Origin of the sequence: Cupriavidus campinensis (assembly GCF_905397395.1) — a bacterium.
GTDB classification, from domain to species: domain Bacteria; phylum Pseudomonadota; class Gammaproteobacteria; order Burkholderiales; family Burkholderiaceae; genus Cupriavidus; species Cupriavidus campinensis.
In genome coordinates this window covers 201,514-215,029 of sequence record NZ_CAJPVH010000001.1, presented here as the reverse complement: position 1 = coordinate 215,029, position 13,516 = coordinate 201,514, and the positions used below count along the sequence as shown (strand labels likewise).

Annotated in this window: 10 protein-coding genes; 5 read left to right on the top strand and 5 right to left on the bottom strand. The window is 70.0% G+C overall.

The window, feature by feature from the left end; all coding sequences use genetic code 11:
* Positions 1 to 161 precede the first annotated feature (161 nt).
* From KHO18_RS00960 to KHO18_RS00940, 5 genes are read left to right on the top strand one after another with little or no spacing between them, the layout of a single operon-like run.
* Positions 162 to 1,328, top strand: a complete 1,167-nt coding sequence (locus KHO18_RS00960; RefSeq protein WP_244844448.1) for a formylglycine-generating enzyme family protein — start codon at positions 162 to 164, stop codon at positions 1,326 to 1,328.
* Entirely contained in the window at positions 1,325 to 3,154 is a 1,830-nt protein-coding gene (locus tag KHO18_RS00955) for an arylsulfatase (RefSeq protein WP_211942615.1), read from the top strand. Before KHO18_RS00960 ends, KHO18_RS00955 begins: the two co-directional genes overlap by 4 nt.
* 29 nt (positions 3,155 to 3,183) lie before the next feature.
* A complete protein-coding gene (locus KHO18_RS00950; protein WP_211942614.1) occupies positions 3,184 to 5,715 on the top strand; it encodes a fused MFS/spermidine synthase in 2,532 nt (843 codons plus the stop codon).
* Positions 5,712 to 6,695 carry an AAA family ATPase gene (locus KHO18_RS00945; protein ID WP_211942613.1) on the top strand — a complete coding sequence of 328 codons (984 nt, stop codon included), beginning with the start codon at positions 5,712 to 5,714 and terminating at the stop codon, positions 6,693 to 6,695. Before KHO18_RS00950 ends, KHO18_RS00945 begins: the two co-directional genes overlap by 4 nt.
* A 13-nt stretch (positions 6,696 to 6,708) precedes the next feature.
* On the top strand, positions 6,709 to 7,680 hold the full coding sequence (locus KHO18_RS00940; protein ID WP_144198309.1) for a DUF58 domain-containing protein: 972 nt from the start codon (positions 6,709 to 6,711) through the stop codon (positions 7,678 to 7,680).
* Positions 7,681 to 7,692: 12 nt separating this feature from the next.
* Here KHO18_RS00940 and KHO18_RS00935 read toward each other — a convergent pair whose 3' ends face one another.
* The 5 genes from KHO18_RS00935 to KHO18_RS00915 form a co-directional block, all read right to left on the bottom strand.
* On the bottom strand, positions 7,693 to 8,772 hold the full coding sequence (locus tag KHO18_RS00935; RefSeq protein ID WP_211942612.1) for a glycosyltransferase: 1,080 nt from the start codon (positions 8,770 to 8,772) through the stop codon (positions 7,693 to 7,695).
* A gap of 91 nt (positions 8,773 to 8,863) precedes the next feature.
* Entirely contained in the window at positions 8,864 to 10,084 is a 1,221-nt protein-coding gene (locus tag KHO18_RS00930) for a tail fiber protein (protein WP_244844424.1), read from the bottom strand.
* Between the two features lie 334 nt (positions 10,085 to 10,418).
* Positions 10,419 to 12,653 carry a phosphocholine-specific phospholipase C gene (locus KHO18_RS00925; protein WP_144198311.1) on the bottom strand — a complete coding sequence of 745 codons (2,235 nt, stop codon included), beginning with the start codon at positions 12,651 to 12,653 and terminating at the stop codon, positions 10,419 to 10,421.
* Positions 12,654 to 12,700: 47 nt separating this feature from the next.
* Positions 12,701 to 12,865, bottom strand: coding sequence for a hypothetical protein (locus KHO18_RS00920; protein ID WP_177219952.1), 165 nt, complete (start codon positions 12,863 to 12,865; stop codon positions 12,701 to 12,703).
* A gap of 122 nt (positions 12,866 to 12,987) precedes the next feature.
* Complete coding sequence (locus KHO18_RS00915) at positions 12,988 to 13,311, bottom strand: hypothetical protein (protein ID WP_144198312.1); 324 nt, start codon at positions 13,309 to 13,311, stop codon at positions 12,988 to 12,990.
* Between the last annotated feature and the right edge of the window lie 205 nt (positions 13,312 to 13,516).

Genomic DNA, 13,516 nt, shown 5'->3' with positions numbered 1-13,516 from the left:
TTCGCTGCATGGAGCCTGCAAACTTCTCAGTGTTCACTGAAGTGCACTGGACGAGGGGTGGCATGTCACAGGGGCAGCGAGGGAAAGCTAAGTTGGGCGCGAAGGTGGCCCACGAATCCACATGGCGCGGCCGACTCTTGCTGGTGGCCCTGGCCGGCGCGATGGCGCTGGCTGGCGCGGGTGGCTCGTACTGGTATGCCTCGCGCAGCGGTCCGGGCCAGGGCAGTGGGGCCGGCGCATCGGCGGTCAAGCCGGGCGATGGCGTCAGCGGTCCGCTCGGCATGGTCCACGTGCCCGGCGGCGAATTCCTGATGGGCAGCGACCACAAGATGGCCCAGCCCAACGAGCGTCCGGCCCACAAGGTGCGCGTGCAGGGCTTCTGGATGGACCAGCACCACGTCACCAATGCCGAATTCCGCAAGTTCGTCACGGCCACGGGCTACCTGACCACGGCCGAGCGCGCGCCCGACTGGGAGACCATGAAGGTCCAGCTCCCGCCCGGCACGCCGCGCCCGCCCGATAGCGCGATGGTGGCCGGCGCGATGGTCTTCGTCGCCACCAACGGCCCGGTGCCGCTGCGCGAGAACTGGCGCTGGTGGCGCTTCGTGCCCGGCGCGGACTGGCGCCATCCCACCGGCCCCGGCAGCAGCATCGAGGGCAAGGACGATCATCCCGTGGTGCAGGTGTCCTACGAGGACGCGGAGGCCTACGCCAAATGGGCCGGCAAGCGCCTGCCGACCGAGGCCGAATGGGAATTCGCGGCGCGCGGCGGGCTGGAGCAGGCCACCTACGCCTGGGGCGACCAGTTCGCGCCCGATGGCCGCCAGATGGCCAACGTCTGGCAGGGCCAGCAGGTACAGCCGTTCCCGGTGGTCAGCGCCAAGGCAGGTGGCGCGGCGGGCACCAGCCCGGTTCGCACCTTCCCGGCCAACGGCTATGGGCTCTATGACATGACCGGCAATGCGTGGCAGTGGGTAGCCGACTGGTACCGCGCCGACCAGTTCCGCCGCGAGGCTGCCGAGATGAAGACCGTGGTGCTCAACCCGGCCGGCCCCCGCGACTCCTGGGACCCGAGCGAGCCCGGCGTGCCCGTGAAGGCGCCCCGGCGCGTCACGCGCGGCGGCTCCTTCCTCTGCAACGAGGACTTCTGCCTGAGCTACCGCCCCAGCGCGCGGCGCGGCACGGACCCGTACACCAGCATGTCGCACCTCGGCTTCCGGCTCGTGATGGATGACAGCCGATGGACGGCCCTGCGCAAGCAGCCCCCGCCTCAGGGCAGCCCCCAAGCCCTGTCCGCCCAACTTTCCTCAACCGGAGTCAATCGATGAACGCGAAAGGACTTCCCTCGCAGCGGGCCACGGCGCGCCGCTGGCAACTCGCGGCCACGGCCGTCGTCGCGGCGCTCGCGCTAGCGGGCTGCAAGCGGGCCGATGAGAACAAGCCTGCCGAGACGCAGGCCCCGGCCGCCCCGGCTGCTCAGGCCCCGGCCCCGGCTGCGCCACCGCCCGTGACATCGACGACACCTGCCCCCACCACCCCTGTCCCGGCCACAGCCCCGGCGCAGGGCGCCTCGCCAGTGGCCGCCGCGCCGGCTGGCGCGCGCGGCGGCAAGCCCAACATCGTCGTGATCTTTGGCGACGACGTCGGCCTCGGCAACGTCAGCGCGTTCAGCCACGGCGTGGTCGGCTACAAGACGCCGAACATCGACCGCATCGCCAAGGAAGGGATGATGCTGACCGACTACTACGCCGAGAACAGCTGCACGGCGGGCCGGTCCACCTTCATCACCGGGCAGACCGTGTTCCGCACCGGCCTCTCCAAGGTGGGCCTGCCCGGCGCGCCGGTGGGCCTGCAGGACCGCGACATCACCATCGCCCAGGCCCTCAAGCCGCTGGGCTACAACACCGCACAGTTCGGCAAGAACCACCTGGGCGACCAGGACCGCTTCCTGCCCACCAAGCACGGCTTCGACGAGTTCTTCGGCAACCTGTACCACCTGAACGCCGAGGAAGAGCCCGAGCGCCCGTACTGGCCCAAGGACAACCCCGACTTCCTCAAGTACTACAACCCGCGCGGCGTGATCCACAGCACGGCGGACGGCAAGATCGAGGACACCGGGCCACTGAACCGCAAGCGCATGGAAACCATCGACGACGAAACCACCGGCGCGGCGATCCAGTACATCCAGAAGCAGGCGCAGGGGGACAAGCCGTTCTTCCTGTGGATGAACTTCACTCGCATGCACCTGTTCACGCACGTGCGCCCCGAGTACCGCGGCAAGGCCGGGCTGGGCGGCGGCCACGAGTACGCGGACGGCATGTGGGAGATGGATCAGAACGTGGGCAAGCTGCTCAAGTCGATCGATGACGCCGGCATCACCAACAACACCATCGTGGTCTACACCACGGACAACGGGCCGAACTTCTTCACCTGGCCGGACGCCGCCAATACGCCGTTCCGCAGCGAGAAGGATTCGAACTGGGAAGGCGCCTACCGGGTCCCGGCGATGATCCGCTGGCCGGGGAAAATCCAGCCGGGCACGGTTTCCAACGGGCTGATGTCCGGGCTCGACTGGTTCCCCACGCTGCTGGCCGCCGCCGGTGATGGTGATGTGAAGGATCGGCTGGTCAAGGGCACTACGCTGGGCGGCAAGAGCGCCAAGGTGCACCTGGACGGCTACAACCAGTTGCCGATGCTGACCGGCCAGACCGATAAGAGCGCGCGCAACGAGTTCTTCTACTTCAACGACGACGCCGAACTCGTGGCCATGCGCTACGACGTGCTCACGCAGGGCGCCACCCAGCCCACGGCGTGGAAGGTGGTGTTCTGCGAGCAGCGGGCGCGGGGCGGTTTCGAGGTCTGGAAGGAGCCGTTCACCTGCCTGCGCGCGCCAAAGTACTTCAACCTGCGCATGGACCCCTACGAGCGCGCGGACACCGGGCCGACCAACCTTTACCACCAGCTCGAGACCGAGAACCCGTACCTGTTCATCGAGGGTAACCGGCGGGCCATCCAGTTCCTGCAGACCTTTGTCGACTATCCGCCCAGCCAGTTGCCGGCCAGCTTCACGATTGACCAGGCCGAGGCAAGCGTGAAACGCAAGGTGGCCGAGCAGATGGCCAAGGCGCAGTCCGCCCAACCGCAGAAGAAGTGACGGCGGCAGACCGGAAGCTGGAACCCGCCATGGGCGCGCGCCAGAGTCGTGGCACGCGCACCGCCGCCCAGGCGGCGGTGCGCGCCGGCACGGCCTGGCGGGTGCCCGCCGCGCTGCTGGTCCTGTCCGGCGCGGCCGGGCTGGTCTATCAGGTCCTGTGGGTCAAGCAGCTTTCGCTGGTGCTCGGCGTGGATGTGCACGCCGTCACCGTTGGCGTCAGCGCGTTCTTCGCCGGGCTGGCGCTGGGCGGCTGGACCATCGGGCGATGGGCCGACCGCGCTGCCTCGCCCTGGCGGCTCTACCTGTGGCTGGAATGCGCGATTGCCGTGCTGGCGCTGGGCGCCACAGTGGCGCTGGCCCACGCGGCGGCGCCGTTCGCGTGGCTGGAAACCCGCGCCGGGATCGTGGCGTGGGCCTTGCCCGTGCTGCTGGTGGCTCTCCCGGCCGTGGCCATGGGCGGCACCATGCCCGTGCTGCTGCGCGCGATCCGTCCTTCCGGAGAACTTGGCGCCCATGGCGGGCGGCTGTATGCCGCCAATACCGCCGGGGCGATTGCCGGCACGCTGCTGGCGGCCTTCGTCGCCATTCCGCTGCTCGGCGTGTTCGGCAGCGCCTGCACGGCGGCAGGGCTGAACCTGCTGGCCGGTGCCGGGGCGCTCTGGCAGAGCCGGCGGGTGCCGACTGTCGCTGTTGCCTCTCCTTCGCCATCCACCGCACCCACCCCGGTCCCCGCGCAGCGGCGGCTGGCGCTGGGGCTCTACGCCGTGGCGGGCGGCATCGCGCTGGGCTACGAAGTGGTCTGGTCGCAGGCCATCGTCCAGTTCCTGAGTACGCGGGCGTTTGCCTTCGCGGTGGTGCTGGCCACCTATCTCGCCGGGCTGGTGCTCGGCAGCGCGCTGGTGGCGCGGCGCGTGGACCGTTCGCGCGACCCGTGGAGCGCCTTCGCGCTGCTGGTGGTCGGGGCGGGGCTGGTGGCGCTGGTCGAATTCGCGTGGCTCGGGGAATGGCTGCCGGCCCTGCAATCCGCCGCCTATGCACGCGTGCTGGAGGGCACGGGCAACCTGCTCGCCGCCTCCAGCGCACGCTTTACCGTGGCGGCGCTGTGCATCGTCTTCGTGCCCACCGTGCTGCTGGGCGCGGCATTTCCGTACGCGGTGCGGCTGTCGGTCGATCCGGCGCGGGTCGGGTCGGGGCTGGGCGCCGTGCTGGCGCTCAACACGCTGGGCGGCATCGCCGGATCGGTGCTGGCGGGCGTGGTGCTGGTGCCGTGGATTGGTGTGGTGCATACGCTGGGCGTGCTCGCCGCCGCCAGTGCGCTGGTGGCTGTGCTGGCGATGGTCTTCGGCGATGGCGTCACGCGCCGTGCCCGCGTGGCGATTCCGCTGCTGGCCGTGGTCACGCTGATGGTGGCCGTGGCCACGCCCGCAGATCGTCTGGCCCGCCTGCTGGCACAGGCGCGCGGCGGCGAGCTGGTGTTCTACGAGGAAAGCCGGGGCGCCACGGTGGCCGTGGTCGAGCAGTCCAAGGGCACCCAGAGCTTCCGCCGGCTCTATATCCAAGGGGTGTCGAATTCGGGCGATACCATGACGTCGCTGCGCTACATGCGCCTGCAGGCGCTGTTGCCGCTGATCGTCCACAACGGCACGCCGCGCTCGGCGCTGGTGATCGGACTCGGCACCGGCATCACGGCCGGCGCGCTGCTCCAGTACCCGGGCCTCGAACACCGCGTGGTGGCGGAACTGCTGCCCGCCGTGGTGCGCGCCGCGCCAAGCTTCCAGGGCAATTTCGACGCCAGCCACGACAAGCGCATCGACATCCGCCTGCGCGACGGCCGCCGCGAGCTGCTCCAGGGCACCCAGCGCTACGACCTCGTCACGCTGGAGCCGCCGCCGCCGTCCGCCAGCGGCGTGGTCAACCTGTATTCGCGCGAGTTCTACCAACTGGCCGCCAGCCGCCTGCAGCCGGGCGGCATCGTCGCCCAGTGGCTGCCGCTGCCGACCCAGAATCGCGATGACACCCGCTCGCTGGTGCGCAGCTTCCTCGACGTCTTCCCGCATGCCTCGCTCTGGACCACCGAACTCCACGAGATGCTGCTGGTGGGCTCGGCCGAGCCGCTGGCGCTCGATGTGCCGACGATCGCCGCCCGCTTCCAGCAGCCCGAGGTCGCCAGCGCGCTGCGCGCCGTGGGCGTGGCCTCGCCGGCGGCACTGCTGGCCACCTACATCACCGACCGCGATGGCCTCGACTGGTTTGCCGGTGACGCGCCCGCCGTGACCGATGACCGCCCGCGCATCGAGTACACCGGCTGGGTGCGCCAGAAGGCGTTCGTGCCGGTGCTGCGCGAGCTACTGGCGCTGCAATCGGACCCGCCGCTCACCGGCGCCGACGATAGCCTGCAACAGGCCATCCGCCGGGAGCGTGACAACCTCCAGACCTTCTACGCTGCCGGCCTCGATGCCTACGAGGGCAACCGGCAAGCCTGGAGCCACCACATCACGGAGGCGATCCAGGCCGACCCCGACAATCCCTACTACCGCTGGTTCACCGGAGGCGGCCGATGAGCGCCCGCGACGACATCCTCACGCTGCAGGCCCGCATGGGCGAATCCATCGTCGGGCAGGCGCGCATGATCGAACGGCTGCTGCTCGGCCTGCTGGCCGATGGCCACCTGCTGGTGGAGGGCCTGCCGGGGCTGGCCAAGACCCGGGCGATCAAGAGCCTGGCGCGCCATCTGGACGCGCGGCTCTCGCGCATCCAGTTCACGCCAGACCTGCTGCCGGCCGACATCACCGGCTCCGATATCTATGTGACGGACGCTGGCCGGGGCGACTTCCGCTTCCAGGCCGGGCCGATCTTCGCCAACCTGATCTTGGCCGACGAGGTCAACCGCTCTCCGGCCAAGGTGCAGGCGGCGCTGCTGGAGGCCATGGAGGAGCGGCAGGTGACCGTGGGCGGCCAGACCCACAAGCTGGAGCCGCTGTTCCTGGTCATGGCGACGCAGAACCCGATCGAGCAGGAGGGCACCTATCCGCTGCCCGAGGCGCAGATGGACCGCTTCCTGATGCATGTGAACGTGGGCTACCCCGAGGCCAGCGCGGAGGCCGAGATCATCCGGCTGGCGCGCAGCGAGGAAGCCCCGCCGCAGGCGGCACCAGCCGCCGGGGGCGGCACGGCGGACAAGCTCTCGCCCGCGTCCGTGTTCGCGGCGCGGGCGGCCATCCACGGGATTGCCGTCAGTGAGCCGGTGGAGCGCTATATCGTCGCGCTGGTGCAGGCCACGCGCGACCCGGGCCGGTTCGACGATGACCTCAAGCGCTGGATCCAGGTGGGCGTGAGCCCGCGCGGGTCGATCGGGCTGGACAAGGTGGCGCGGGCCATCGCCTGGCTGCGCGGGCGCGGCCATGTGACCCCGGACGACGTGCAGGCCGTGGTGCACGACGTGTTCCGCCATCGGCTGATCCTGTCCTACGAGGCCCACGCCGCGTCCGTCAGCGCCGATGCGGTGATCGACCGCCTGCTGCAACGCGTGGCCGTGGCCTGACAGCTTCGCCGCCATGCCGCGCGATTTCGCCGCCCGCGACCGGGCCGCCACCGGCGCCGGGCCAGCACCCTCGACCGCCACGCCGGGCGTCAATGTCGACATGAACGCGCTGGCCGCGCTGGAGGCCACCGCCCGCGACTTCCATTTCCGCACGCGCCAGCCGGTGCACAGCCTGCTGTCCGGCCGCCACGGCTCGCGGGTGCGCGGGCGGGGGCTGGCCTTCGAGGAGGTGCGCGGCTACCTGCCCGGTGATGACGTGCGGACAATGGACTGGCGCGTGACGGCGCGCACCGGCAAGCCGCACGTGCGCGTCTATGCCGAGGAGAAGGAGCGCCCGGTGCTGCTGGTGGTGGACCAGCGCATGAACATGTTCTTCGGCAGCCGGCGGGCGATGAAATCGGTCGTGGCGGCAGAAGTGGCCGCACTGGCCGCGTGGCGCATCGTGGCCGATGGGGATCGCGTCGGCGGCATCCTGTTCGGCGATACCAACCTGACCGCCAGCGCGCCGCGCCGCAGCCGGGACGCCGTGCTGCACCTGCTGGGCGACCTCGTCGCCCATAACCGCCGCCTGCATGCCGAGGCCGAAGCCCGGCGCGGCGCCGGCCAGTTCAACGCGGCGCTGGAGCGCGCGGTGCGGCTGGCCGGGCACGACCATCTGGTCATCGTCATCAGCGACTTCGATGGCGCCGACGACCGCACGCGCCGGCTGATGCTGGCGCTGCGCAGCCGCAACGACGTGCTGTCGGTGCTGGTCTACGACCCCTTCCTGCTGGAGTTGCCCGATTCCGGCCACCTCGTGGTCAGCGACGGCGAGCTGCAGGTGGAACTGGGCTTCGGCCGCGCCGCGCTGCGCGACCAGATCGGCAGCTTCGCCAGCCAGCACAGCCAGGCGCTGTTCGACTGGCACCATGGCATTGGCGTGCCGCTGCTGCCGGTGTCCGCCGCCGAGGACGTGGCGGTGCAGCTGCGGCGGCTGCTGGGGTAGGCGGGACGGCGATTACAGCCCGTAATAGGGCCGGTTCGCCTCGATCCGCGCGCGCTCCGACTCCGGAAACGCCCCTTCGGCGAGCAGCCGGATCAGCGCGGCGCGGCCTTGTTCCTGGGCGCCGATGTAGTAGGCGCAGACCGTCAGCTCGTCCAGCGCACGCCAGCGGTAGACCGAGGTATCGACGAACAGCGCGTCGGCGGGGAGCGGCATCGCCGCCGCCTGCTGGGCGTAGAGGTGCCCGAGCGCGTATTCCCCGCGCTGGCGGTGCCAGCGGGCCAGGTCGCACAGCGGCTCGGCGCGGGTGGGGCGGGCCTGATAGGCGGCCAGGTAGGCCGCGGTCACCGTCTCGGCCGGCGCGCCGTCCAGCGCGAGCATCGCCGCGCACTGGTAGGTGGCGAACCACTGCTCCTCGTCCCATCCCCCCATGGCGGCCCGCGCGCGATAGTGGCGCAGGGCGTCCGCCGGCCGACCAGCGTCCCGGCAGCTTTGGGCGAGGTAGAAACGGTAGCGCGTGTTGTCCGGGGCGTCGGCCACGGCGCGCTCCAGTACCTCGATGTCGCGCAGATAGGTGTTCGGGTCGCGGGCCCGCGCGCCGTCGCGCGAGACCACGATGGCCGGGCCCTGCAGGTCGTCCCAGACCGCCGGGGTATCGCAGGTCAGGTATTCGTGGATCACGCCCTCCCAGCGCCATGGCACCCCCGCCCGCACCAGCGCGTTGCGCTGGTACTGCCAGCCGCTCAGCTCGCAGCGCAGCCGATAGCCATCGGTGCCGAGCGCCGGCCAGCGGAAGCCGTCCGGCACGCCCAGCGTTTCGTCGGCATCGATGAACAGGATGTAGTCGTCCGGCTGGCACTGCGCCCGGGCCAGGGTGAGCGCCTCGTTGCGGTTGTGGGCGAAGTCCTGCCAGGGCCGCTCGTGCACCGCGCCCGGCAGGCCCGCCATGCACGCGGCAATGCGCTGCTGCGTGCCATCGGTGGAGCCGGTATCGACGATCAGCCAGCTATCGATCCATGGGCGCACGGACGCGAGGCAGCGCGCGATCACCGGCGCCTCGTTCTTGACGATCATGTTCAGGCAGATGCGTGGCATGGGGATTGGGATGGACGGTGGGTAGTGTCTTGCGGCCACGGCGGCGTGGGCTGCCGTGGCCGGGGGCGGGCGGTGGCCCGTCAGTTCACCGTCAGATGCGCGACGGGTACAGGCCCTCGGTACAGATCATATAGGTCAGGTTCGCCGGCGCCTGGCCGGTCAGGTTCGGCAGGGCGAAGTTCGTCGTGCCGTCGCCGCCAAACGTGTTGCCGATGAGCGAGAACAAGGGCGCATAGAGCTGGATCGGCAGAAGCTGGCCCTTGGCCACCATGCCGCCCATGTCGTAGTTCTCCGGGTAGGGCAGGGCGGTCAGCCAGACGTCGCCAATCGTGCATACACCGCTCGCGCCGTCCTGGCCTTGATTGCCGGTCGGGCCTTGGGCACCCGTTGCGCCTGTGGCGCCGGTCGCCCCCGTCGCGCCGGTTGCCCCCGTGGCGCCGGTCGCGCCTGTGGCACCCGTGACACCCGTAGCTCCGGTGTTGCCGGTCGGGCCTTGCGGGCCGGACGGGCCGGTAATGCCCGTGGCGCCAGTGGCACCCGTAGCACCGGTAGCGCCCGTCGTACCCGTGGGGCCTGCGGCGCCGGTCGCGCCCGAGGGGCCGGTGCTGCCGGTTGCCCCGGTGGCGCCCGTGGCGCCGGTTGCGCCCGTGGCACCCGCGGCGCCCGGACTGCCCACATCGCCACGCGCCACATCCTGCGAGAGCGCGGCCAGCGTGGTCTGGCGGGCGGTCAACTGCGTGGCGAGGGCCTCGAGCGTGTCGTCATAGGCATCGCCGAACACCGGCTTGAACGGCTGGTTCAGCAGGCTCAGGCCGGTGGTGTTCACGCCCAGGTTGACCAGGCGGGCGCGCACGAGGTTGAGCGTGGTGGCCAGGTTGGACTGCATCAGGCTGGCCAGCGTGGCGTTGAACGCGTTGAACACCGTGGCGGTGTCGGGGTTCTGCGCGGCGGCGGCCACCACCAGTTCCGTGATCGGCGTGATGTTGGTCGTGCCCGGGCTCTGAATGTAGGAATGCAGCGTCAGCCCGGCGGGGCCGGTTACGCGCGCCACGCAGGGCAGGGCCAGACCGGCGGACGAGACCGACCATGCGCCGTTGGCGTCACTCGTGGTCGAGGCCGTGCCCGCGGCGCAGCGCAGGTCGATGGCGCCGTTCTGGACCGGCGCGCCGGTGGCCGCCGTGCCCGAGAGCGTGGCCGCCGCCGGGGCGGCCGCCACAGGGGCGCTGGTGCCCGCATCGTCGCCGCCGCCGCAGGCGGTCAGCAGTTGGGCCGTGGCCATGGAAAGGGCGAGCGCCCACCGGTTCTGTTTCATCGGATTCCCCTGGGAATGGCGCGTCGCCGGCGTGCGAGTCGCCGGTCCGGAGCCTGTTATGTATCGAATGGAAAAGAGGCCGAGACCAAACGGCCGTGGCGCTCGCGGGGTGGATTCACCCGGGATGCACCCGGGATTCCCCCGCTACGCCGGGCGTGATGATAAGTCAACATTGCCAGGTTTTCTGCCACCGATAAGGGGCAAGGGGAAGTGCTAGGACCTGCGGGAGGTCGGGGTCGCGCATGCGGGGCGTGTGATGTTTGGAGCGCTTTTTACAGCGCCCCGCATGGCTGGTGCGGATGACAGCGGGCTTACAAACGGGCTTAGACCGTGCTTACACCGTACCCATCGCCGGGTCGGTGATGGTGTGCTGGCCGGTTTCCACGCGGCCGGCAAAGCGGCGGTAGTACGCGGTGTCGCTGGGGGTCGTCACCGCGAAGTCGTACCACTGCCCGCTGTCCTTCAGCGACCAGTGCAGCGTCTGCGTGGCGCCGGCCGCCACCGTGGCTTCCCACGGGCCGTCCGTGCGATACGCCAGCGGCGCCACCCGGAAGGTGCAGGCCGCCTTGCCGGTGTTCATCAGATCGACATAGACGTCGCCATTGGCGATGTCGTAGCAGACGCGCACCTCCGGCACGCCCAGCGCGCCGCCCAGCACGGTGGTATCGCCCTTGAAATGGCGATGGAAACCGTTCGGGCCGAGCACCCACAGGTCGTACTGGCCCGGCGCGGCGGCCGACGTGCCCCAGCTATCGGACAGACTCTTGCCGGCCTCCACCATGTAGCGGCGCGGAATGCTGTTCAGGTCGTTGCGGTCGTACACGTGGAACACCGCCGCCTGCGTGCCCGAGTTGGCGAACAGGATCTCCACCTGGCCGTTGACGTGGGCGCGCGCGCTGGCGTGCAGCTCGTAGGGCAGGGCGCGCGACGGACGCGTGCCGGTGGCCTGCTCCGGCAGGTTGATGTCCGACGGCACGGGCACCGCCGGCAGCGCCTGCTGGGCGACGCGCAGGGCGTCTGCCGACGCGCGCGTGCCGCGGCCGGCCAGCGTGGGCAGCGCCTCGCTGTTCGGCGTCTTGAAGTTGAACGCCGAGGTCAGGTCGCCGCAGACCGCGCGGCGGAACGGGCTGATATTGGGCTCCTGCACGCCGAAACGGGTCTCCAGGAAGCGCAGCACCGAGGTGTGGTCGAACACCTGCGAGTTGACCCAGCCACCCCGGCTCCACGGCGAGATCACGAACATCGGCACGCGCGGTCCCGGGCCGAACACGCGGCCATCGCGGGGCGGCTGGCTGGTGCTGCCGTCCGGCGGGGACTGCGTGTAGTACTCGGCGGCGAGGTCGGCATCGGCCAGCGTGGTCTTGCCGGCCAGCGAGCTGTCGGCATTGCGCGACGGCGCGGACGGCGACGGCACGTGGTCGAAGTAACCATCGTTCTCGTCGAAGTTGACCAGCAGCACGGTCTTGCTCCACACCTCCGGGTTGGCGGTCAGCGCGTCCAGCACTTCCTGGAGGAACCACGCGCCCTGCACGGGTGTGGACGGCCCCGGGTGCTCGCAGTAGATCGACGGCGCGTTGATCCAGGAGACCTGCGGCAGCTTGCCATTGGCGATGTCCTGCCTGAAGGCGTCCAGGTACTGCTCCGGCTGGGTGCCCGGCAGCGTGTTGGCGATGCCCTTGTAGAGCGGATTGGCGGCGTTGTCGGTGGCCGCGTCGTAAGCCTTGTACGGCACGGCCTGCCCGGTGTTGGTGTACGGGGCGCCCGGCGAGCCGCCGCTGGACACCGGGAAGCCCGAGTTCAGGTTGGCGCGGCGGAAGGTCTGGAACGCGCCCAGCATGTTGTCGCCCCATTCGTCGGGCATGTTCTGGTAGCTGATCCAGTTGATGCCGGCTTCCTCGAGCCGCTCGGCGTAGGTCTTCCACGTGTAGCCGATGTTGGCGTCGGCGGCCACGCCGTTGATGGCATCCCACTCGTTGTTCACGAAGGCCCGGTTCAGCGGCATCGCGCCGTTGGTGCCGGAGATGTGGAAGGCGCGGTTGGCGTCGGTGCCGGTGTGCATCGAGCAGTGGTAGGCATCGCACAGCGTGAAGGCATTGGCCAGCGCGAACTGGAACGGGATTTCCTGTTCCTTGAAGTAGCCCATCGACGTGTCCGTCTTGGCCACCGGCCAGCGCGACATGCGGCCGTGGTCCCAGGCGGCCTGGCTGTCGGCCCAGGCGTGCGGCGTGCCCGCGGTGCGCTGGGCGTTGTTGGCGCTGCCGTTCAGGTGGTACGGCGTGATCAGCGAGCCGTTGGTGCGCGCCTGCTGCCAGACGTTGCGGCCATTCGGCATGGGGATGGTCAGGCGGTCGCCAAACCCGCGCACGCCGCTGAGCGTGCCGAAGTAATGGTCGAACGAGCGGTTTTCCTGCATCAGGATGACCACGTGCTCCACATCGGCGATGGTGCCGGTGGCGTTGTTGGCCGGAATGGCCAGCGCGCGGCGGATGCTGGGCGGAAAGGCGGCCAGGGCGGCGGCGGAGAAAGCCGTGCCCATGCTCGCCTGCAAGAACTTGCGGCGGGAGATCATTGTTCGGGTTCTGGGGAGTGTTGGGAGGAGGCGTGCCCGGCGGGGGCTCAGGGGGCGCAGCGCTTGTCCGGGGCCGGCGCGGAGGCGGGGGGCGGATCGCCGGCGGGCGGCTGGCTCGGGCTCGGCTTGTTGTCGTCACCGCCGCAGGCGGCCAGCAGCAGCGCGGCAAGGCACGCGGCCGCGAGGGCGGTCGTCAAACTGGCTTGTTTCATGGGGTCAGGGCTGGTTGGATCGGGTCTGCCACATCAGCAGACCCGTAAGCCTATGTGTCAGGGATGACACAATCGTGACCCTCGCTGCACTAAGTGATGTATGCAGCATGAGGAGGAGACGCCTACAACGGTCCTCGGAGTGACTTGAGTCCCACCCAGATGACCCCGATCACCAGGTTGATTGGCACGCTGAGCACGCTCGGCACGTAGAAGATGGCCGACAGCGCGGGCGCGCTCATCATGGTTTCGGCGATGCCGCCGAGGGCGAACAGGATCAGGCCGCACCAGAGCCAGCGCCGCATATAAGTGGGCAGCCAGTGGGCGCGCGACTGGTTGAAGCGCCACGCCGCGGAGCGCTCGAACAAGTCGCCCCGGCTGGCGTCCTTGAACAGCCAGCCGAAGAAGAAAAAACGGTATAGCAGCGTGCGGAACGCAAGCTCTTGCATGATGCGCGGGCAGCCGGGCTGCCAGGTTGCCGATTCAAGAAAACGGGGCTTCCTGACGTAATAGGCCGAATAGGCGGGTTTCGCAATATGGATGCGAGCCCGGATAAACGGCGCCCCAAAATGGGGACCGGGCCGGGCTGCAATCCGGTTTTTCCCGCCGGGCGCCGGGCGCTGGGCGCTGTGCCCGCCAGCCCCCGCTTGTCGC

Excerpts from the sequence above, each read along its gene's own strand:
- KHO18_RS00960 (WP_244844448.1), top strand. The coding sequence starts at position 162 with ATGGCGCTGGCTGGCGCGGGTGGCTCGTACTGGTATGCCTCGCGCAGC.
- KHO18_RS00955 (WP_211942615.1), top strand. The coding sequence starts at position 1,325 with ATGAACGCGAAAGGACTTCCCTCGCAGCGGGCCACGGCGCGCCGCTGG.
- KHO18_RS00950 (WP_211942614.1), top strand. The coding sequence starts at position 3,184 with ATGGGCGCGCGCCAGAGTCGTGGCACGCGCACCGCCGCCCAGGCGGCG.
- KHO18_RS00945 (WP_211942613.1), top strand. The coding sequence starts at position 5,712 with ATGAGCGCCCGCGACGACATCCTCACGCTGCAGGCCCGCATGGGCGAA.
- KHO18_RS00940 (WP_144198309.1), top strand. The coding sequence starts at position 6,709 with ATGCCGCGCGATTTCGCCGCCCGCGACCGGGCCGCCACCGGCGCCGGG.
- KHO18_RS00935 (WP_211942612.1), bottom strand. The coding sequence starts at position 8,772 with ATGCCACGCATCTGCCTGAACATGATCGTCAAGAACGAGGCGCCGGTG.
- KHO18_RS00930 (WP_244844424.1), bottom strand. The coding sequence starts at position 10,084 with ATGAAACAGAACCGGTGGGCGCTCGCCCTTTCCATGGCCACGGCCCAA.
- KHO18_RS00925 (WP_144198311.1), bottom strand. The coding sequence starts at position 12,653 with ATGATCTCCCGCCGCAAGTTCTTGCAGGCGAGCATGGGCACGGCTTTC.
- KHO18_RS00920 (WP_177219952.1), bottom strand. The coding sequence starts at position 12,865 with ATGAAACAAGCCAGTTTGACGACCGCCCTCGCGGCCGCGTGCCTTGCC.
- KHO18_RS00915 (WP_144198312.1), bottom strand. The coding sequence starts at position 13,311 with ATGCAAGAGCTTGCGTTCCGCACGCTGCTATACCGTTTTTTCTTCTTC.